We start from the raw sequence: 19,893 nt of genomic DNA on the forward strand, positions 1-19,893 counted from the left end.
GCGTGGCCGGGGAACTGGGCATCGAGCGCTACTTCGCCGGGGTGCGGCCGGAGGACAAGTCCGCCAAGGTCAAGCAGTTGCAGGATGAAGGCGGCAAGGTGGCCATGGTCGGGGACGGCGTCAATGACGCCCCGGCGCTGGCCCAGGCCGATGTCGGGATCGCGATCGGGGCCGGCACGGACGTGGCGATCGCCTCGGCCGGCGTGATCCTGGCCTCCGACGGCCCCCGGGCGTGCTGTCCGTGGCGGAGCTGTCCCGCGCGAGCTACCGGAAGATGAAGCAGAACCTGTGGTGGGCCGCCGGATACAACCTGTTCTCTGTCCCCCTGGCCGCCGGCGTCCTCGCGCCGATCGGGTTCGTGTTGCCCATGAGCGTCGGGGCGATCCTGATGTACCTGTCCACCGTGGTGGTGGCGCTGAACGCCCAGCTGTTGCGGGAGGTGGGTCTACGGCCGGCCACGGTGGCCGATGGTGCCGGCGCAGGCCTGACGGATCTGCGACTGGTCAGCACCTGACCGGTCTTGCCGGGGCCCTGGCCACCGTGGAAGTCTGGCGTCATGCCTGACACAACGCCGAACCTGCCCGCCGCAGCCGTGCCGAGCCTTGGACCGGTGGACCAGGCCCGCGTCCTCATGCGGGTGCTGCTCGGTCCGGTCATCAAGGGGCCGATCGTCCGCAGGCCGAAGGCGGTGGGGCTGGCCGAGCGGATCGACGCGGACGCTGCAGGCGTTGCCGAGATGCAGCGGCTGCGATCCCGCCACGGGGCCGGGCCGGTCCAGTTGCGCCTGCCGGGCCGCAGGATCGCGCTGCTCCTGGATCCGGAGGACGTGCACCGGGTCCTCAACGGCAGCCCGGAGCCGTTCTCACCCGCCATGCTGGAGAAGCGGGGTGCCCTGAACCACTTCGAGCCCGGCAATGCGCTGGTCTCCTCGCCTCGGCAACGGCTGTCCCGCCGCCCGTTCAACGAGCAGGTCCTGGAGACGGAGCGTCCCGTTCACAGCCACGCCGAGCAGATGGGAGCCATCATCACCGAGGAGGTTGAGGCCCTGCTGGGGCACGCGGACTTCACCGGCACCCTGGACTGGGACGGCTTCGCGGTGATGTGGGGTCGGATGGTCCGGCGCATCGTGCTGGGGGAGGGCGCCCGCGACGATCATCAGGTCACCGATGACCTCCGCCGCCTCCGGGAACGGGGCAACTTCTCCTACCTCGTGCCCCAGAATCGCCGGCTGCGGGACCGGTTCCTCGGCCGGTTGCAGGAGTACGTCGACCATGCGGAGCCGGGAAGCCTGGCCGAGATGGTCGCGCGGACCGAGGCGTCAGCGGAGGCCGAGCCGGTGCAGCAGATGCCGCAGTGGTTGTTCGCCTTCGACGCCGAGGCGTGGGCGACGTTCCGGGCCCTGTCCCTCCTGGTGTCTCATCCCGGCGCCGTCGAGCGGGCCCGTGCTGAGATGCCCCAGGCACCCGACTTGCCCTCCCTGCGGACCACCGTACTGGAGTCCCTGCGGTTGTGGCCGACCACGCCACTGATCCTCCGGGACACCACTGCCGAGACGCGCTGGCGCAACGGGGTCCTTCCCGCGGGGACCGCCGTGGTGATCTTCGCGCCGTTCTTCCACCGCGACGACGCCACGCTGCCGGAGGCGCACCGGTTCAGTCCGGATCTGTGGATGCGGGACCGGGGTGACGGTGACTGGCCACTCGTTCCCTTCAGTGGCGGCCCCGGCATGTGTCCGGGCCGCAACGTGGTCCTCCTGACCTCATCCCTGGTCCTGGCAGAGTTGGTGGGCCAGCGTGATCTGGTGGCGGAGCAACCACTGGACACCGCCGTGCTGCCCGGCACCCTGAACCCGTTCACCTCCACCTTCACCGTCCGCCGCCACTGAGCGGGCCGGTGCCGGGGAAACCTGCCCGGCACCGGCCGGCGTCGCGCTGACCCGCAGGCATGCCGGCGTGCGGCAGCCGGTCTCAGAGCTCGACGGTGTTGCTCTCCCCGGGATGTGCCGGCCGGTCACCGACCATGCCCTTGATGACCTCCACGGCCGTAGCCGGCAGGCCGGGGGAGTCCCAATACTCGCCGGACTCCGGAGTGACCTTCAGCAGCACGATGTCAGGGTCCTCGGGCTTGGACTCACCGAAGAACGCCTCTGTGACCTTGGACCAGTAGCGCTTCTTGCGCTCCATGTCCCCCTCCACGGTGGCAGTGCCGGCGATCGAGGCCCAGAAGCCCCTCTCGGCCACGCTGACGTTGACCGGCTGGCTCCCGGAGACCTCGCCGATCTTCGGCGTACTGACCCTGGTGATGAACCAGATCGTGTGGTCCTCTTCGATCTCCTGGATCGCCATCGGCCGGCTGAAGATGCGCCCATCGGCATCCGTCGTGGCCAGCATGGCCACGCCCGCCTTCTCGGTCTTCTCCAACAGGGTCTTCACGGGATCGTGGTGAACCATGGTTCCTCCTCGGTGGTGTCGATCCGACAGGTCCGCGGACCATCGGGTGGGTGCGGCCAGTCCAACACAGATGACACGGAGCCCGACAGGGGTGCGGGCGAGCCTGGAGGCATGCACGGGAAGCTCCCAGGTGGAAACCGTACTCAGCTCCCCGACTGGCCCGTACGGTGGGGCTCATGACTTCCGAACCATGGTCGCCGTTGCAACTGTCACTCCCCGCCGGCCACGGGCGGCGCGTACTGGTCACCGGAGCCACCGGCTACGTGGGGGGCAGGTTGATCCCCGAGCTGCTGGCCTCCGGGTTCACGGTGCGGGCCACCGCCCGGAATGTGGAGAACCTGTCCCAGAGGTCCTGGGCCAAGTCGGTGGAGACGGCCCAGGCCGACCTTCAGCAGGGTGAGCAGGTGCGGACGGCGATGCAGGACGTGCACACGGTGGTGTACCTGGTGCACTCCATGGGCTCCGGCCAGGACTTCATGGAGCGGGAGGCGGAGATGGCGCACACCGTGGCGCAGGCCGCGGCCGAGGCCGGCGTCCGCCAGATCGTCTTCCTGGGAGGTCTGCACCCGGACAAGCCGCTGGAGGAGCTCTCGGACCACATGCGCTCCCGCGAGCAGGTGTCCCGGATCCTGTTGGCCGGCGAGGTGCCCACGCTGGTGTTCGAGGCGGGGGTGATCATCGGCTCGGGTTCGGTGTCCTTCGAGATGATCCGGCATCTGGCCGAACGGCTGCCGGTGATGCCCGGGCCCAGCTGGCTGGCCAACAGCATCGAGCCGATCGCCATCCGGGACGTGCTCTACTACCTGGCGCACGCCTGCGCCCTGCGGGAGGCGGTGAACCGCACCTTCGATATCGGGTGCGGACAGGCGCAGTCCTTCGCCGCCATGCTGACGGAGTACGCCGACGTCGCCGGCCTCTCGCCGCGCAAGGTCTATGCGCTGCCCATTCCGGCTCCGCGCCTCTCGGGGTTCTGGATCGGCGTCGTCACGCCCATCCCCAGGGGCATCGCCATGCCCCTGTCGGCTTCCATGGCCGAGGACGCCGTGTGCGAGGAACATGACATCGCCGCTCTGGTCCCGGATCCGCCCGAGGGCCTGACGGACTTCCGTGAGGCGTGCCGGCGGGCAATCGAGCGCCAGCGCACGGGAACCGTGGACCGGACCTGGGACGACGACGTCCTGGCGGCGATGGCGATAGATCCGGCTCAGCCGCTGCCCTCGGACCCGGAATGGGCCGGGAACACCGTCTTCACGGACGTCCGGGAGCGTGACGGGGAGGCCCCGCCGGAGGCGGTGTGGGAGGTGGTGGAGTCCATCGGTGGTCAGAACGGCTGGTACTCGGCCCCGGCGCTGTGGCGAATCCGCGGCCTGATGGACCAGGTGATGGGTGGCTACGGCCTGGCGCGGGGCCGCCGGGACGCCCGCCGGCTCCGCGTCAACGACTATGTCGACTGGTGGCGCGTGGAGAGAGTCGAGCCCGGGCACTCGGTCACGCTGCGGGCGGAGATGCGCGCCGGTGGCCGCGCCTGGTTGCAGTTCAGTGTGGAGCCGCTCGGCGGTGGCGGGTCACGTCTGCGCCAGCGTGCGGTCTTCTTCCCCTCCGGCCTGGCCGGCCGGGCCTACTGGCGGGCCATCCAGCCGTTCCATGCCCTCGTCTTCCCGACGATGGCGAAGAACATCCTGGCTGCGGCCGCTCCCCGGGCCAACGGGGAGCGACCCGGTGCCGAATGATGGTTCAGCGCTTGAGCGGGGAGCGGTCCCCTTCTTCCAGCTTCAGCGCCACTCCGAGAGCGAAGAACGTCGGGGTCCATTCGCCGATGAACAGGCCCCAGCGGTCTGACTGCGCCCTCGAATCGTCCTTCTTTCCCCGTGAAACGGCCCAGGACAGAAATGTCAGGCCGATGGAGGCGAAACCGGCGGTGTAGAGGTGGTCGGACTTGATGCCCATGTCGGACAGCTTCTTCAGCATGGTCTTCCTTCCCTTGGAACGGAGTCCGAACCGATGGCTGCGGCCTGGAGGCCGCGGGGGTCGACGTCAGGATAGGTCCGGATGCGAGTATTCGATCATGGCCGGGAACGGAATTGCTAGCCCTGCCATCGAGTGACGCCGTCACGGATCGCGTCTGCTCTACAGATTCGTCGCGAACGCTGCGGCCTTCTGCTGCAACTGCATGATCCGGGTGTTCCGGGCAGCCTCCTGGTCATAGCCCTGATAGGGCAGGGGAGGGTCGCGGCGTACGTTCTCCGAGCAGCTGAAGTCCCGGCAGAGATAGGTTCCCACGGTGTTCCCCTGCCGGCCGGCAGCGCCGGAGCGCTTCGCCCCGTAGAAGACCACGTCGTTGCTGAGCCAGACGTCCTCACACCATGCGCACATCATGCGCAGTCCCACCGAGGCCTCGGCCTGCTTGAACATGATGCCGACCACGCGACCGGTCCCGAGGGGGATGACGGCGTAGGCACGGCCAGGGAGCTTGGGGTCCCGCCATCCGAGGTAGTCGAGGGATTCCCAGGGAGTCGAGGCCCACGACGGCGGGAGGCTCGCGTCGGTCCGCTCGCGTCGGGAGGCATTGACGAAGGAAGAGCGGATGGCCTCTTCCGTCAGGGCGAACATGGTCGGGATGTCCTTCCTACCGGTCTGGAGTGTCGTCAACGGCCTCCGGATCGAGGCAGTCCGCCATCGATTGTAGGAAATCCGTGACGGCCTGGCGGGACTCGTGAGGGACGCTGTGGGCGATCTCAAGCATCCGGCGGTGCATATCGGTCAACCACTCACGGATCTCCGCATGGGCGTGTTCGGTGGCGGTCACGATCACCGAACGCCGGTCGTCGGGATGGGGGCGCCGTTGGACGTGGCCGGATTCGGTGAGGCGGTTGAGCAGTTTCGCCGTGGACGCGGTCGAGATGTCCAGGTGAGTCGCCAGGCCCCTGGCTGTCACCGCTTCTCCCGTCGCGTGGTGGGCGATGATGTGCCGCAGTGCCTCGACGTCCGTCGCATTCAGGTCCATGTCAGAGCTCATGCGCCGCCGCATCCGCTGATCGGCTTGCCGGAAGCGGCGGAGGGCGTGGAGCAGGCCGACGGTGGGATCGGAGACTTCGTACCAATAGGGTGTGGAAGAGGCCCCGCTGCCCGGTGGATTGTCCATGGTGGTCAATGCTAATGTCGTGGTCACTAGACAGGCTAGCTAGATTGTCGAGTGAATTTTCGATCGCGTGAGGGAGAAGCCAGTGAGCACCGTACCGGAGGACCATGTGGTGCTCGTGGACGAACATCGCAACGCCCAGGGCCTCGCGGCCCGAGCCACGGTCCACACGGCGGACACGCCCCTGCACCTGGCGTTCTCCTGCTATGTCTTCCGGCCGAACGGAGACCTGCTCCTGACGCGCCGCGCTGTCACGAAGGTGGCCTGGCCCGGAGTCTGGACCAACTCGTTCTGCGGGCACCCGAGGCTCGATGAGTCGTACGAACAGACCATCGACCGCTACGCGGCCCATGAGCTGGGCCTGCAGGTGCACGGGCTCCATTGTGTCCTCCCCGACTTCCGCTACCGCGCCGTGGATGCCTCCGGGATCGTCGAGAACGAGATCTGCCCCGTCTACGTGGCCATGGCCCACCATGACCCCCAGCCGAACCCGGACGAGGTCGTGGACTACCGGTGGGTCCCGGCCCACGAGGCCGAGGGCCTGGTCCGGGCCGCACCCTGGGCTGTGAGCCCCTGGATGGTCGAGCAACTCTCCGGCGTGCTCGCCCACCGGAAGCGGCCGGCTGCGGGGACGGGAGGGGATGAGGCGTGAAGGACACCCCCGGTCGGGTCACGGAGGAACTGGACGGAGTCCTGGCCTCCGGTCTGGCCCGTTCCTTCCAATTGGGGCAGGATCACCGCGAACTCTGGGAGGCCCTGTCCCTGGCCACCGGTGACGGCAAGCGATTCCGCCCCGGGCTGGCGGTGGCCACCCATGACGCCCTCGGTGGGACCTCGGCCGCGTCCGTGGCACGCGTCGGAGCCGCCCTTGAACTGCTGCACACGGCCTTCGTGGTGCATGACGATGTGATTGACGGGGACGACGTCCGCCGGGGGCGCCCCAACGTCTCGGGGACCTTCGCCGCGGCGGCGCGGGAGCATGGAGCGGATCAGCCGACAGCCCGTCACTACGGTGACGCCGCCGGGATCCTGGCGGGAGATCTGGCACTGGTCTCCGCGGTCCGGTTGGTCGCGCGATGCCAGGCGCCGGCTCCGCTCGTGGAGGAGCTCCTGGACCTGCTGGAGGACACCGTGCACGCCACGGCCACCGGTGAGCTGGCGGACGTCCGGCTCGGACTGCACCTGACCGGCCGCCCGGTCACCCTGGGCGAGGCCCTGAGGGTGGCTGAACAGAAGACCGCCGTCTACTCCTTCCAGCTCCCACTCCAGGCCGGAGCCATCCTCGCCGGCGCTCCCGCCGAGGTGACCGCAGCGTTGGCCCACCTGGGCCGACTCGTCGGCATCGGCTTCCAGCTGCTGGACGATCTGCTCGGGGTGTTCGGCGACGAGACCCGCACCGGCAAGAGCGCCCTGACGGACCTGCGCGAGGGCAAGCACACCGCCTTGCTGGCCCATGCCCGCACCACTCCGGCGTGGGCCGACCTGCGAGGGCTGGTCGGGGATCCTGACCTGGACCACCGGGACGCCGGCCGTGCCCGTGGGCTGCTCGAAGACTGCGGCGCGCGGTCTACCGTCCAGGAACTGGCCGACCATCACCTGGAGGAGGCGCTCGCCGCAGCGGCTCGGGAACCGATCCCCGCCGCTCTGGCCGCAGTCCTCACCGAGCTGGTCGGAGAGATCCGGGACACCGCTGTCCTGGCACTGCATGATCCGACCCAGGGCAGGAGACCGGACCTCCTGACCCCAGCCTGGCTGACCAGCTCGCCCCGGGGCGCCCGGTGAACGCGCCCTCCGCTGCCGACCGCTACGACCGGGTGGCTCAGGCCAGTGCTGCCGAGGTGATCAGTGGATACTCCACGTCCTTCGGCTGGGCCTCCCGGCTTCTCGCCGAACCCGTGCGCTCCGACGTCCGCAGCATCTACGCCCTGGTGCGGGTGGCCGATGAGATCGTGGACGACCCGGACCCGGCGCTCACGCCCGCCGTGCGGGCGGCCCAGTTGGACGGACTCGAGGCGGAGACCATGAAGGCGCTGGAGTGTGCCCGCAGCACCAACCTGGTGGTCCACGCCTTCGCGAACGTGGCCCGGCGGTGCGGCATCGGCTCCGGGCTCATCCAGCCGTTCTTCGCCTCTATGCGAGCGGACCTGAGCCAGCGTGAGCACGACCATCAGAGCCTCTCCGAGTACATCTATGGCTCGGCAGAGGTGGTCGGGCTGATGTGCCTGAAGGTCTTCACCGCCGGTGACCCCGTGACCTTCGAACGGCTGGCCCCGGCCGCCCGCAGCCTCGGCGCGGCCTTTCAGAAGGTGAACTTCCTCCGGGACCTGGCCGACGACCATGACCTCCTGGGACGCACCTACTTCCCGGGCCTCGACCCGGGAACCTTCAGTGACACCGAGCGCGACGCACTGCTGGACGACATCGACGCTGATCTGGCCGTGGCCGCGACAGCGATCCCTTGCCTGCCGTCCAGCAGCCGGAGAGCAGTCGGGGCCGCCCATGGACTCTTCGCCGCGCTGTCCCGGCGCCTTCGTCAGACGCCGGCCGCACAGATCCGGCAGGCCCGGGTGCGCGTTCCGGACACCGAGAAGGCACTCATCCTCCTCCGGGTCCTGACGGGTCGGACCGCATGAGCCCTCCAGACCCCTCGAGTGGGAGGGCAGCGCACGATGTAGCGAACGGGGCGTCCCGTTCGGGCGGCGAGAGCCGCCTTGGCCCGCAGGAGGAGTCAGGCTCCCGCCCAGAGCGGGACAAGGTGGTGGTGATCGGCGGGGGCATCGCCGGGCTCGCCTCGGCTGCCCTGCTGGCCCGGGAGGGATACTCGGTCGACCTCGTGGAGGCCCGGGACTCCTTCGGCGGCCGCGCCGGAAGGTGGGAGCACGAGGGCTTCCGCTTCGACACCGGCCCGTCGTGGTACCTGATGCCGGACGTCTTCGAGCACTTCTTCCGGCTCCTGGGCACCACCGCCGAGGCCGAGCTCGACCTGCGGCAGCTCGACCCGGCCTACCGGGTCTTCTTCGAGGGCGACGGCACAGGCGCTGACCACAGTGAAGACGCCGGTTCGGGCCGCGATGCACGCGGTGACTCAGGCGCGGGCAGCCACGAGGGGCACCATCGGCCGGGCCCTCTCGATATCGCCGCAGACCGGGAGACCAACATCGCCCGCTTCGAGGCCATCCAGCCGGGCGCCGGACAGGCCCTGGCGCGCTACCTCGGCTCGGCCCAGCGCACCTACGACATGGCCATTGAACGCTTCCTGTACACCTCGTTCTCCTCCGTCCGGCCGTTCCTGTCCCGGAGCGTGGCCAGCCAGGCGCACCGGCTGGGCCCGCTGCTGCTGCAGTCGCTGGAGCGGTTCGTGGCCCGACGCTTCACGGATCCGCGGATCCGCCAGGTGTTGGGATACCCGGCCGTCTTCCTCGGCTCCTCACCGGACCGCACCCCTGGGATGTATCACCTGATGAGTGCCCTGGACCTCACCGGCGGAGTGCTGTACCCGCAGGGCGGCTTCAGCCATCTCATGGACGTCATGGTCCGGTTGGCCCGCGAGTCAGGCGTCCGCCTGCATGCCGGCACCGCCGCGACCGCCATCCTGACCACCGCCGACGCCGGCCGGGCCTGTTTCGACGCGGGAGTCACCCTGGACTCGGGGCGGCCGGGGCAGCCGACTCAGCCGCGGCGGTCGGGGTGGCGGATCCGGGACCAGCTGACCGGACGTGGCCCGCGTGCCCACGCCACCGGCGTCCGGGTCCGGGGTCGGGGCGGGGAGGAGCGGGAGCTGCCGGCCGACGTCGTGGTCTCCGCCGCGGACCTTCACCACACCGAGACGGCCCTGCTGCCGCGCCCACTGCAGACCTTCCCCGAGGAATGGTGGCGCCGGCGCACCAGCGGGCCGGGCGGTGTGCTGGTGATGCTGGGCGTGCGTGGTCCATTGCCGGAGATACCGCACCACAGCCTGTTCTTCACGCGGGACTGGAAGGCGAACTTCTCCGCGATCGCGGCCGGAACCGTTCCCGCTCCCGCCTCCGTGTACGTGTGCAAACCCTCGGCCACGGACCCGGGGGTGGCCCCGGAGGGGCACGAGAACCTCTTCGTGCTGGTCCCCATGCCCGCCGATCCGGACCTGGGCCGGGGCGGCATGGACGGCAACGGCGATCCGGTGATCGAGTCGATCGCGGACGCCGCCCTCGAGCAGGTGGCCCGCTGGGCCGGCATCCCGGACCTGACCGAACGCACCGTGGTCCGCCGCACCGTGGGGCCCACCGACTTCGCCGAGGACCTGGGCGCCTGGCGCGGTGGCATCCTGGGGCCGGCGCACACCCTGGCCCAGAGTGCCTTCTTCCGGGCCGGCAACGTCTCCCGGCGCGTGAAGGGGCTGTACTACGCCGGCTCCAGCACCATTCCCGGCATCGGCCTGCCGATGTGCCTGATCAGCGCGGAGATCCTGGTCAAGCGGTTGCGCGGGGACCACTCTGCGGCGCCCCTGCCCGAACCGGCGTCGCCGGCGGATCGGTTTCCCGCGGAACGGCTTCCGGCCGACCTGCTCGGCACCCCACTGCCCGGCACTCCACCGCCCGGCGCCCCACCGCCCGGCGCCCCACCGCCAGGTACTCCTGTGTCCACCGCGGGGCGGTCATGACGGCCTTCCTCTACCTGGCCGCCCTGCTCGTCTCGACCGGCTGCATGGCACTGCTCGATCACCGGTTCCGGCTCGTGCTCTGGCGCGCACCGCGGGCCGGGATGATCACCGTGGCCCTCGGCATCGTGTTCTTCCTCGCCTGGGATCTGGCAGCGATCGCCTCCGAGCACTATGCCGCCGGCCAGAGCGCAGGCATGACGGGCATCATGCTCGCCCCGGAGCTCCCGTTGGAGGAGATCATCTTCATCACGTTCCTCTGCTATCTCACCCTGGTCCTGCGTGGACTGTTCGTCCTCGCCCTGGGCCGCACCGGTCATGACGGGGCCACGCCGGCGGCCGGATCCACCGTGCCCGACGCCGGCCAGCGGTCCCCGCGTCCGGCCTCAGGCCGGGAGGTGGGCCCGTGACCTACCTTGCCCTCGCCCTGCTCTTCCTGGTGGTTCCGCTGGCGGTGGCCGGCTACGCCTCCTGGCGCCTCCGGCTCGGACGGAGGTGGTGGACCGCCACGGGGCTCACGGTCGTGGTCCTCGTGGTGCTCACCGCGGTGTTCGACAACCTGATGATCGCCGCCGACCTGTTCCGGTACAACGAGGAGCTGCTCACCGGCTGGCGGGTGGGGCTGGCCCCGGTCGAGGACCTGATCTGGCCGGTGGCGGCGGGGCTGCTGTTGCCCGCGATCAGCTCCCTGCTGATGGCCAGAGGGGAGGTGGAGGCATGACGGCCGGTGCCACCGCCCCTGCGGCGACCCGTCAGCTGCTCGGCTCATCCCGCCCGATCAGCTGGATCAACACCGCCTACCCCTTCGCCGCGGCGTACCTGCTGGCCGGCGGTGGTTCCACCGCCGAGTTGATCGTAGGCATCCTCTTCTTCCTGTTCCCCTACAACCTGTTGATGTACGGGATCAATGACGTGTTCGACTACGAGTCGGACCTGCGCAATCCGCGCAAGGGCGGGGTGGAGGGGATCGTCCTCTCGGACCGATGGCATCGCCTGACCCTGTGGTCCGCCGGGCTGCTCTCGCTGCCCTTCGTGGTGATCCTGCTGTCCGCCGGGACCCTCGTGTCCGGCGCGGTGCTCGTGGTGGTGCTGGCCGCCGTCGTGGGATATTCGGCCCCGCGGATCCGGCTGAAGGAACGGCCGCTGCTGGATTCCATGACCTCGTCCACGCACTTCGTGGGCCCCGCGGTCTTCGGGCTGGCACTGGCCGAGGCCACGCCGAGCCTTCCCGTGGTGGCGACCATGGTCGCATTCTTCTTCTGGGGCATGGCCTCGCAGGCGTTCGGCGCGGCGCAGGATGTCATCGCGGACCGGGAGGCCTGCATCGGCTCCATCGCCACCGCCCTGGGTGCCCGCGGAGCCGTCCGAACCGCGATGGCACTCTACGCCGCCGCCGGGCTCGTGATGCTGCTGACCGGCTGGCCCGGAGCCCTGGCCGGCCTGCTGGTGCTGCCGTACCTTGCCAGCATCCTGCCGTTCCGCTCCCTACCGGATGAGCGCTGTGAGGAGGCGAACCGGGGCTGGCGGCGGTTCCTGTGGCTCAACATGGTGACCGGGTTCCTCGTGACCCTGCTGTTGATCTGGATCGCCCGTGGCGGCTGAGACGCACGGGGGGCTCGCCGCGCGACTGTGGCAGGAGGCCGTGAGGACGTTGCGCGTGGACGGGCCACTGCCGGCCCGCCTGCTCGCCGACGCCGCCGCCCTGCTCACGCTCCTCAGCCTGGTCCTGGGGCTATGGGACAGCACCGTGGCCGTGGCCCTGTATGCCCTGGTGCTCCTGGGCCAGACCGTGGTCCGCCTGGCACCGTTGCGTGCGCCCGTCCAGGCCGGAACGGCCGTCACCCTGCTGTTCGCCGCCTGGGCGGCCATGCTGGACGCCTACCAGTTGATCCCGTGGCTCGACCTGATGGCTCACGTGGTGGCCACGGGCCTCCTGGCGGCCATCGTTGCCGCGGCGTTGTTGCGTGGCGGCTGGCTCCGGCCGGGTTCCACCGCCACCAGTGCCGTGCGCACCGGGCAGACGCTGCTCACCGCCGGGCTGGGTGCCCTGCTGGCCGTGCTCTGGGAAGTGGGCGAGTGGTTCGGCCACACCCTGCTCGATCCGGCCATCCAGGTCGGCTACGAGGACACGGTGGGCGATCTGGCCGCCGGGGTGCTCGGCTCCCTGCTGGCCGGGCTGTTCCTGGACCGGCTCGTGAAGGACGGGCCATGGCCCTGAGCCCGGAGTCGCACCGTTCACCCCGACCACCGGCCCCAGTGCCGGTGAGCGTGGTGATCCCGGCTCGGGACGACGCCGTCCTGCTGGACCGGTGCCTGCGTGCCCTGGCCCGGCAGACCGTAACTCCGGCCGAGGTGATCGTGGTGGACAACGCCTCCGGCGACGGTACAGCGGCAGTGGCGGCAGCCCAGGGGGCTCGGGTGCTGGTGGAACCGGAGATCGGCATCTGGGCCGCGGCCGCCACCGGGTATGACGCCGCCGGCGCCCCGGTGATCGCCCGTCTTGACGCTGACTCGCTGCCCAGCCCCGACTGGATCGAGCAGATCACCGCGGCCCTGGCGCGCCGTCCGGAGGCCGCCGCCGTCACCGGCTGGGGCCGTTTCGTGGACCTGCCCCGGCTGGTCGGGATCCCGGCGGCACTGCTCTACCTGGGCGCCTACTACGCCCTCGGCTATGCGGCGACCGCCCGGGCTCCGCTGTGGGGCTCCAACATGGCCATCCGCCGATCGGTCTGGCGGGAGGTGCGGGAACGGGTGCACCGCACGGAGCGGGAGGTGCATGACGACCTGGACTTGGCCCTCACGCTGGGGCCACACCGCGTCGTGGCCACGGCGCCACGCATCGTGGTGGGCGTCTCGGCCCGCTCGCTGCGGGGGATGGCTCAGCTCGGCCGCCGCTTCCGACGCGCCCTGCGCACGCTGTCCCTCAACTGGTCTCGGATGCCCCCGTGGAAGCGGTGGGCTCTGCGGTTCGTGGGGGAAGCTCGCCATGCACCCCGCTGACGGTCCCGAGTGCACTCACTGGCTTCTGCCGGTCAACCCCGCGGCCCACGTAGAGTACTTGCCCGCGGATTGGCGGACCAGGCGCGACGCGTCGGCGATCTGGGAAGCCATCGGCCGGACCCAGGCTATTGACCGGTGGTGTCTGAGCAGTGGCTTCCGCACCATGCGGGCCGGCGACCGCATCTGGGCCTATCTCTCCCGGCGGCAGGAGGTCTGTGCCGTCGGTGTCGTGCGGGAGATCGTTCGTGAGGCTGGCCGGTGGTTCGTGATGGTCGAGTGGGACGAGTCCCGCACGGACCGGCTGTGCCGTGACCCGTTGGGACGCAGCACTTTCGTCCAGGTTCCCCTGTCGACCTGCCGGGCCGACGCGCACGCGTCCACGGTGCTGTCGCGCCGCTACGTGGACCTGGGTTCCGTCTCCGCTCCGCCAGCTCCGTCCGGCGATGCGGCGCGTTAGCCCGGTCGCTCCCACGACTCCAGGGGCCCCGGAACCACCTCGAACAACGGGTGGACCTGCGGCGCGCTGACACCGGCCAGCCCCGCCAGCCGCTCTGGGGTGCGCTGGCTGATCTTGGCCATCAGGTGCTGCCACTCGTAGGCGACCTGGCCTTCGGTCACCGGGATCCGGGTGACGGGAAACCTGTGGAGAGCGGCGGAAGACCCGTCCGCCGCAGGGTCGGGTCCGACGTCGGACTGGTCCGACGACGGACGGCCGGGTCGGTCGATCCGCGTCAGATCGAAGGTGTAGCCCCGTTCGGCGGCTTCCTCGGCCGTCACCAGGAGGAAGGCGCCGATCGCGGCGGCAGGGTCCGGGTGAGAACGGAACCTCACCAGCTGCGGGTGCGAGCGATATCCCTTGGTGCGCCCGGCCAGCACGGCCTGGGCGAGTAGCGCCTCACGCCACCCGCCGGTGAGTCCCTGGCGGTCCAGGTATCGGGGATGGAGACTCCATAGGCGCATGCACCCATCATCCCGCACTGGCCAGACCGCACGCACGAGCATCGATTCGTGAGGTCGCGCCATGTCACCCGGCCGGTCGAGCCTTTTATCTCGATGATCAACATGGTTACGCTCGAAGTACTTGCACAAGGATCACCCCCCACCCGAGGAGAGACCCATGGATGCCACCGCCCCCCGTACCGTCGGACTCGCCGTCCCTCTGCTGGTGTTGATCAGCGGGATCGTCGCCACCGCGGGGGCGTTCCTGGGCAGCGGTGTGGTCGGCGGGACCCCCGTCGCCGAAGCCGCCGGGGGGTGGCTGAATGAGGACTCCACGCCGTTGGCACCGGCCTCCGGCGCCTTCCGCATCTGGTCCGTGATCTACCTGGGACTGCTCGCCTATGCCGTCTGGCAGCTGCTGCCCGCTCAGCGCCGGTCTGAGCGGCAACGGCTGCTGCGCCCGTGGGCCGTGGCGGCGATGCTGCTCAACGCCGCCTGGATCTGGGTGGTGCAGTTCGGCTGGCTCGTCCTGAGCCTGGTCGTCATCGTGGCCCTGCTCGCGGTGCTCGGCCGCATCATGATGCTGTTGGTCAGCACCGCAGTGGAGGGCCGGGCGGATGCCCTGATCACGGACGGGACGTTCGGTCTGTACCTCGGGTGGGTCACCATCGCCACCGTTGCCAATACCTCCGCCGTGCTGGGGGCCAGTGGCTTCGACGGTTTCGGGCTGCCGGTCACGGCGCTGTCCTCGGTGGTGCTGGCCGTCGCCACCCTCATCGGCGTCGCCACGGCCTGGCAAAGCCGAAAGATCGCGCCCGCCCTGGCACTGGCCTGGGGCCTTGCCTGGATCACCGTCGGCCGCCTGGACGGCGGACTGGAATCAACGGGCACCGCGGTCGCAGCGGGAATCGCGGCGGCTGTGGTGCTGACAGCGGCAGTGGTGTTCCGAGCCAGCGCATCACGTCGGATGAACGCGGGGGACGGCCACTGATATCCCGTCAGAATTCGTGCGATGCCGACTCTGTCAGCCGCTTCAACCGGTCCGCTGCGCGTTCCAATCGCTGTTCGACCTCCATGTCCCACCAGGGATCGGAGCGTTCTCCCAATCCCTCCTTGGCCAACTGGACCCGATCGCGGGCGGCGCGCCGGCCGGCGTCGGACGATGCGGCACGCACCGCAGCACGGGCTTGGCCAAGATGTGAGCGCAACGCTGCCGCCATCGGTTCCGGCAGCTCCGGATCCATGGCTCGCCATCGGCGTCCCCGGACTACGATGTATCGTCCATTCTCCGTGCGCTCCATGGGCCCGAGCCTACGTCGAGACCCGGCTTCGTCGGCCACGGCTCGGCCGGTGCGCCGGCCGCCGCCCACGGCAAGGCCCCGGAGTCCAGCCCCAGGCGCACAGTCGAAGCACGTGGGACACGAGACGGAGCGGGGCCTCTCCACGCCGGTGCAGAGGCGGATGACTTTTCCCGGGCCCGGCACCAACCGAACGGCGGCGAGAGACCAGATGGCACCGGACCACCCCCTGTCCGATCGGGACCACAACCTGGGGGCACTCAGGGCCTGTGCCGCCACTCCGGACGCGTTCGAGGGTGCCGAGACCGGATGCCTCCAGCTGCTGGCGGATTCGATGGCCGTCCTGATGTCCCGCGACGGCCTCAGTGGACCGGACGCGCGACTGGTCTTGCTGGAACGCGCTCGATCCGGGTGCGGGACGATGCTCGAGATCGCCACGGAGGTGCTGGACGGGGAGGGCCACCGCCGGGAAGAGCGGGCACGGTGGCCTTCGCGGTCCTGGACGTGTACGCCCACCGGCCGGATGCCTTCGACCAGGGGGCCGTCGAGACGATCCCCACCCCGCGGTGGCCCACTGAGCCGTCCCATGCACCGGCCGGAGCGGTGCCGCCCGGATGGCTCATGGCCGGACCCTTGCGTCATATGTGACGTGTTACAGGTCACATACTTGGTACGCTAAACGTCACTCTTCGTGTTAACGGTCAAGCAGCGGCCGCGAACTCTTCGAACGACTCTCGAGGAGGCCGTCGTGCCCATCCCTGTTCCATTGACCACCGTCCCGCGCGTCCCCAGCCGGGGGACGGCTGCACTCGCCTCGCCCGCCCGGCCCCCGTGGCCCCCCGGACTGCGGATGCCCAGGGCTGCGTCCAGCCAGCGGGGGACGTGACGATGGGCATCGCCGGAGAGGTCTCCGTCCGGGGAGCGTGGGCAGATACCGCCAGTGTGGACCGGATGATCCAAGCCCTGGACGCGCCGAGGGACGCCGAGAGGGACGCGGGCTGGCCAGCGGAGCCCGGCATCTGTGACTGGGGTTGGGTGGCGGTGGGCCACAGCCCGCCCGGGACCGGAGAGCCGTCCGGAGCCGCTGCGCAATGGCTGCTCGATGAGCGGCTGGGCTGGTGCCTGGTGTTCGAGGGTCGGCTGGACAACGGACCGGACCTGCGGGTGGACCTGGATGAGTGCTTCCCTTTCCGGTCGGGTTCGGACGCCGAGGTGGTCCTCGCGGCCTACCACCGGTGGGGTGAGCACTTCGTGGACCACCTGCAGGGAGTCTTCGCCCTGGCCCTGGTGGATGCACCCCGGGAGAAGGTGCTGCTGGCCCGGGACCGGAAGGGGGCCAGGCCGCTGTACCTGTGGACCGGAGCCGGACGGTTGCGTTTCGCCTCCACTCTGCCTGGTCTGCTGGCGGCGGACGGGACGGACACGGTGGTCGACCGGGCCACGGTGGCACCTGCTCTGGAGGACCACGGCATGGCTGCGGCCCCGCAGGTGATGCTCTCCGGTGTCACGTTGTTGCCGGCCGCCACCCTCCGCGTGCTCGAGGCCCGCGGCCGCGCGCGGGACCGGGCCTTGCTCGACGATGAGGGCGTGCCGCGGCTCGGAAGCGTCGGCAGGAGTTGAGCCGGCACAGCCGTGCCGCGAGGACGATCACAGGAAGGACTCACGCATGCGCACCTTTGGGGTAGAAGAAGAGCTGTTGCTGGTGGATGCCGCCACCCTGGAGCCCTTGCCGGCCGGGGAATGGGCCGTGGACCTCCAGGGTGATGACCACTTGGCCAGCGGACACCGCGTGGCCGTTGAACTGCAGCAGGAGCAGATCGAGGTCATCAGCCCGCCGCAGACCACGGTGGCCGGCCAACTGGAGGCCATCAGAACCGGGCGGGCCCTGGCCGAGCAGGCAGCCCTGCGGGTGGGGGGCCGGGTGGCCGCCCTGCCGACGGCCCCGGGCCGGCTCAGCCCCCACCCAGTGCCGGGTGTGCGCTACCGCCGGATCGGCGAGCAGTTCGGGATCATCGCCGCTGAACAGCTGTTAAACGGCTTCCACATCCATGTGGGGGTGGAATCCCGGAATGAGGCGGTGAGCGTGCTGGACCGCATCAGGGTCTGGCTGCCGACCCTGCTGGCCCTGAGCGCGAACTCCCCCTTCTGGTCCGGCCGGGACACCGGCTATGCGTCCTACCGTTACCAGGCCTGGTCCAGGTGGCCCACAGCGGGGCCCACCGAGATCTTCCGCTCACCCGCGGGCTACGACCGCCACCGGGCCCACATGCTGGACACCGGAGTGCCCCTGGACAGCGGCATGCTCTACTACGACGCCCGGCTCTGTGAGCACCAGCCGACCCTGGAGGTGCGGATCGCGGACGTATGCCTGGACGTTGCCGACGCTGCGGCCCTGGCCGCCCTGGTCCGTGCCCTCGTGGAGACCTCATCGAGGGATGGACGGTGGCCGGTCCCCGAGGTGCCGGCGTCCCTGCTGAGGACCTGGTCCTGGCTGGCCAGCCGGTCCGGAGTGGAGGGGCAGTTGATCGACCCGGCCACGGGCGCACCGGCCCCAGCCGGGGACGTCGTCTTCCACCTGCTCGACTACGTCCGGCCCGTGCTCGCCGAGTACGGGGAGGAAGCCACGGTGGAAACCGCCATGGCGGACATCTTGCGGCGGGGGACCGGCGCTCAACGCCAGCGGCATGCCTACGAGGACCGTCGGGAGGCGCGTGATGTCGTCGCTGATGCCCTCGAGGTCACCCACGCCGGTTCCTCGCTCGGGGGAACAGCCGGCCTGGTGGAGTCGGGCACTCCGGAGGAATCGGACCGCACCGGAGCGAGCCCGGCGGACGAGGAGGGCCTGTCGCCGCTCAGCGGCAAGGACTAGGGCGCACCCGGCCCCTGCCTCCATGCTCTCCGGGAGGCAGGGGTCAGTCGTTCTTGGAGACCAATTGCATGGCCTCGGTCTCGCCCTCGCGCCACAGGCTCACGCCCCGGGCCTCGGGAAGACTGGAGGAGCGGAAGACGGGATTGAGCCCCAGGGCCCGCTGCCGGTCGTAGTCCTTGAGCATCTTCACGGCCAGGCCGCCCAACGGGATGATCGCGATCAGGTTGATGGTGGCCATGAATCCCATGAAGAGATCCGCCACGTTCCAGATCAGGGCGACCGAACCCAAGGCGCCGCCGAAGACGCACAGCACCACCAGGAGGCGGTAGGCGAGGATCCAGGGACGGGCACGTTCGCCGGCCAGGAATTCGATGTTGGACTGGCCGTAGAAGTAATTGCCGAGGATGGAGGACCAGGCCAGGAAGAAGATCATCACCGTCAGGAGCGGGCCGACCCAACCACCCAGCTGGGCTTCCAGGGCCGACTGGGTCAAGGACACACCCTCCACGCTGTCTGCCCCGAAGCTCGGGTTGGACAACAGGATGATGAAGGCGGTGGCCGAGCAGACGATGATCGTGTCGAAGTACACGCCGAGTGACTGGGTCAGCCCCTGCTTCACCGGGTGGGAGACGGCTGCCGTGGCCGCAGCGTTGGGTACCGAGCCCATCCCGGCCTCGTTCGAGAAGAGACCGCGGCGCATGCCCTGCATCAGGGCGGCGCCGAAGGCAGCGCCCGTGACCTGCTCGAATCCGAGGGCATGGCCGACGATGAGGGCGATCATGGCGGGGACCTCGGTGATGTTGATCAGCACCACGATGAGAGCGATCACAATGTAACTCACCGCCATGACCGGCACGATCACATTGGTCACCGAGGAGAGCCGCCGGATGCCGCCGAAGATGACCGCGGCGGTCAGGAGGGCGACGACGGCTCCGGTCACCACGGCGACCGTGGTGGAATCGCCCACATTGGCCTGCACGGAGTCACTGATGGAATTCGACTGGACGGCATTGAACACGAATCCGTAGGTGACGGTGATGATGACAGCGAACAGCGTGGCCAGCCACGGCTGACGCAGTGCGTAGCGGATGTAATACGCCGGCCCGCCGACGAAGCCATCCTTGCCGCGCACCTTGTAGAGCTGTGCCAGAGACGATTCCACGAAGGCGGTTGCCCCGCCCATCAAGGCCAGGAGCCACATCCAGAACACGGCTCCCGGGCCACCGACGCTGATCGCCAACGCGACGCCGGCGATGTTGCCGGTTCCGACCCGGGAGGCCGCGGACACGGTGAACGCACGGAAGGCTGAGACACCCTGCTCAGCATCGTCTCCCCCGGGCCGTTCCACCACCGTGCGGAACATCTCCGGCAGGAATCGGATCTGGACGGCGAAGGTCCGGATGGAGAAGTAGATGCCGGCGATGACCAGAAGCGCGATGACCAGATACCAGTAGCGGTCATTGAACCAGAGGACGTGGCCGGCCAGGGTGTCCATGAAGTTCTGCATGGATCATGGTAGTCACAGCAGAGCGCCGTGGGGCGAGCTGCCCGGTGTAGCGGGC

The 19,893-nt window shown here is 69.7% G+C and carries 22 protein-coding genes and 1 pseudogene; 16 read left to right on the forward strand and 7 right to left on the reverse strand.

All coding sequences use genetic code 11. From position 1 onward, the window contains the following. Both ABD134_RS10325 and ABD134_RS10330 read left to right on the forward strand, forming a co-directional pair. Positions 1–514 (forward strand): annotated as a pseudogene (locus tag ABD134_RS10325) (HAD-IC family P-type ATPase); the annotation flags it as partial. A gap of 42 nt (positions 515–556) precedes the next feature. After that, complete coding sequence (locus tag ABD134_RS10330) at positions 557–1,885, forward strand: cytochrome P450 (protein ID WP_344229180.1); 1,329 nt, start codon at positions 557–559, stop codon at positions 1,883–1,885. Positions 1,886–1,967: 82 nt separating this feature from the next. On the opposite strand, the gene ABD134_RS10335 is transcribed toward ABD134_RS10330, so the two are convergent. Continuing rightward, positions 1,968–2,450, reverse strand: coding sequence for a pyridoxamine 5'-phosphate oxidase family protein (locus ABD134_RS10335; protein ID WP_344229182.1), 483 nt, complete (start codon positions 2,448–2,450; stop codon positions 1,968–1,970). Between the two features lie 176 nt (positions 2,451–2,626). Between ABD134_RS10335 and ABD134_RS10340 the strand changes: the two genes are divergently transcribed. Continuing rightward, on the forward strand, positions 2,627–4,180 hold the full coding sequence (locus ABD134_RS10340; RefSeq protein WP_344229184.1) for an SDR family oxidoreductase: 1,554 nt from the start codon (positions 2,627–2,629) through the stop codon (positions 4,178–4,180). Positions 4,181–4,184: 4 nt separating this feature from the next. On the opposite strand, the gene ABD134_RS10345 is transcribed toward ABD134_RS10340, so the two are convergent. The 3 genes from ABD134_RS10345 to ABD134_RS10355 form a co-directional block, all read right to left on the reverse strand. Then, positions 4,185–4,418 carry a hypothetical protein gene (locus ABD134_RS10345; RefSeq protein ID WP_344229186.1) on the reverse strand — a complete coding sequence of 78 codons (234 nt, stop codon included), beginning with the start codon at positions 4,416–4,418 and terminating at the stop codon, positions 4,185–4,187. Positions 4,419–4,577: 159 nt separating this feature from the next. Beyond that, positions 4,578–5,060: an FBP domain-containing protein gene (locus tag ABD134_RS10350; RefSeq protein ID WP_344229188.1), complete on the reverse strand. Its 483-nt coding sequence runs from the start codon at positions 5,058–5,060 to the stop codon at positions 4,578–4,580. A 16-nt stretch (positions 5,061–5,076) separates the two neighbouring features. Continuing rightward, on the reverse strand, positions 5,077–5,592 hold the full coding sequence (locus ABD134_RS10355; RefSeq protein WP_344229190.1) for a MarR family winged helix-turn-helix transcriptional regulator: 516 nt from the start codon (positions 5,590–5,592) through the stop codon (positions 5,077–5,079). Positions 5,593–5,674: 82 nt separating this feature from the next. Between ABD134_RS10355 and idi the strand changes: the two genes are divergently transcribed. The 10 genes from idi to ABD134_RS10405 all read left to right on the forward strand — a co-directional run bounded on the left by idi (position 5,675) and on the right by ABD134_RS10405 (position 13,682). Then, the gene (gene idi / locus ABD134_RS10360; protein WP_344229192.1) at positions 5,675–6,241 is read left to right on the forward strand and encodes an isopentenyl-diphosphate Delta-isomerase; all 567 of its coding nucleotides are present in this window, start codon (positions 5,675–5,677) and stop codon (positions 6,239–6,241) included. After that, positions 6,238–7,371 (forward strand): polyprenyl synthetase family protein, encoded by a 1,134-nt coding sequence (locus tag ABD134_RS10365; RefSeq protein ID WP_344229194.1) that lies wholly within the window; start codon positions 6,238–6,240, stop codon positions 7,369–7,371. The genes idi and ABD134_RS10365 overlap by 4 nt, the downstream gene beginning before the upstream one ends. After that, positions 7,368–8,222 carry a phytoene/squalene synthase family protein gene (locus tag ABD134_RS10370; protein ID WP_344229196.1) on the forward strand — a complete coding sequence of 285 codons (855 nt, stop codon included), beginning with the start codon at positions 7,368–7,370 and terminating at the stop codon, positions 8,220–8,222. The genes ABD134_RS10365 and ABD134_RS10370 overlap by 4 nt, the downstream gene beginning before the upstream one ends. After that, positions 8,219–10,228, forward strand: coding sequence for a phytoene desaturase family protein (crtI, locus tag ABD134_RS10375; protein ID WP_344229198.1), 2,010 nt, complete (start codon positions 8,219–8,221; stop codon positions 10,226–10,228). Before ABD134_RS10370 ends, crtI begins: the two co-directional genes overlap by 4 nt. After that, positions 10,225–10,635 (forward strand): lycopene cyclase domain-containing protein, encoded by a 411-nt coding sequence (locus tag ABD134_RS10380; RefSeq protein WP_344229200.1) that lies wholly within the window; start codon positions 10,225–10,227, stop codon positions 10,633–10,635. The genes crtI and ABD134_RS10380 overlap by 4 nt, the downstream gene beginning before the upstream one ends. After that, positions 10,632–10,946: a lycopene cyclase domain-containing protein gene (locus ABD134_RS10385; RefSeq protein WP_344229202.1), complete on the forward strand. Its 315-nt coding sequence runs from the start codon at positions 10,632–10,634 to the stop codon at positions 10,944–10,946. Before ABD134_RS10380 ends, ABD134_RS10385 begins: the two co-directional genes overlap by 4 nt. Then, positions 10,943–11,827: a prenyltransferase gene (locus ABD134_RS10390; RefSeq protein ID WP_344229204.1), complete on the forward strand. Its 885-nt coding sequence runs from the start codon at positions 10,943–10,945 to the stop codon at positions 11,825–11,827. Before ABD134_RS10385 ends, ABD134_RS10390 begins: the two co-directional genes overlap by 4 nt. Next, positions 11,817–12,443, forward strand: coding sequence for a DUF2238 domain-containing protein (locus ABD134_RS10395; protein WP_344229206.1), 627 nt, complete (start codon positions 11,817–11,819; stop codon positions 12,441–12,443). The genes ABD134_RS10390 and ABD134_RS10395 overlap by 11 nt, the downstream gene beginning before the upstream one ends. Further along, positions 12,434–13,225, forward strand: coding sequence for a glycosyltransferase family 2 protein (locus tag ABD134_RS10400; protein ID WP_344229208.1), 792 nt, complete (start codon positions 12,434–12,436; stop codon positions 13,223–13,225). The genes ABD134_RS10395 and ABD134_RS10400 overlap by 10 nt, the downstream gene beginning before the upstream one ends. Before the next feature lie 163 nt (positions 13,226–13,388). Next, complete coding sequence (locus ABD134_RS10405) at positions 13,389–13,682, forward strand: hypothetical protein (RefSeq protein ID WP_344229210.1); 294 nt, start codon at positions 13,389–13,391, stop codon at positions 13,680–13,682. Here the strand turns inward: ABD134_RS10405 and ABD134_RS10410 are convergent. Next, entirely contained in the window at positions 13,679–14,185 is a 507-nt protein-coding gene (locus ABD134_RS10410) for a pyrimidine dimer DNA glycosylase/endonuclease V (protein WP_344229212.1), read from the reverse strand. The genes ABD134_RS10405 and ABD134_RS10410 overlap by 4 nt on opposite strands. Before the next feature lie 157 nt (positions 14,186–14,342). Here ABD134_RS10410 and ABD134_RS10415 point away from each other — a divergent pair, with 157 nt between their 5' ends. After that, on the forward strand, positions 14,343–15,155 hold the full coding sequence (locus ABD134_RS10415) for a tryptophan-rich sensory protein (protein ID WP_344229214.1): 813 nt from the start codon (positions 14,343–14,345) through the stop codon (positions 15,153–15,155). A gap of 7 nt (positions 15,156–15,162) precedes the next feature. Here ABD134_RS10415 and ABD134_RS10420 read toward each other — a convergent pair whose 3' ends face one another. Next, positions 15,163–15,408 carry a biopolymer transporter Tol gene (locus ABD134_RS10420; RefSeq protein WP_344229216.1) on the reverse strand — a complete coding sequence of 82 codons (246 nt, stop codon included), beginning with the start codon at positions 15,406–15,408 and terminating at the stop codon, positions 15,163–15,165. Positions 15,409–16,293: 885 nt separating this feature from the next. Between ABD134_RS10420 and ABD134_RS10425 the strand changes: the two genes are divergently transcribed. Further along, positions 16,294–17,082 carry a class II glutamine amidotransferase domain-containing protein gene (locus ABD134_RS10425; protein WP_344229218.1) on the forward strand — a complete coding sequence of 263 codons (789 nt, stop codon included), beginning with the start codon at positions 16,294–16,296 and terminating at the stop codon, positions 17,080–17,082. A 46-nt stretch (positions 17,083–17,128) separates the two neighbouring features. Then, positions 17,129–18,331 carry a glutamate--cysteine ligase gene (locus tag ABD134_RS10430; protein WP_344229219.1) on the forward strand — a complete coding sequence of 401 codons (1,203 nt, stop codon included), beginning with the start codon at positions 17,129–17,131 and terminating at the stop codon, positions 18,329–18,331. 43 nt (positions 18,332–18,374) lie between these two features. Here ABD134_RS10430 and ABD134_RS10435 read toward each other — a convergent pair whose 3' ends face one another. Beyond that, positions 18,375–19,826 carry an alanine/glycine:cation symporter family protein gene (locus tag ABD134_RS10435; protein ID WP_425549744.1) on the reverse strand — a complete coding sequence of 484 codons (1,452 nt, stop codon included), beginning with the start codon at positions 19,824–19,826 and terminating at the stop codon, positions 18,375–18,377. Positions 19,827–19,893 lie beyond the last annotated feature (67 nt).

The sequence above is a fragment of the Citricoccus alkalitolerans genome, from assembly GCF_039528175.1.
Classification (GTDB): Bacteria; Actinomycetota; Actinomycetes; order Actinomycetales; family Micrococcaceae; genus Citricoccus; species Citricoccus alkalitolerans.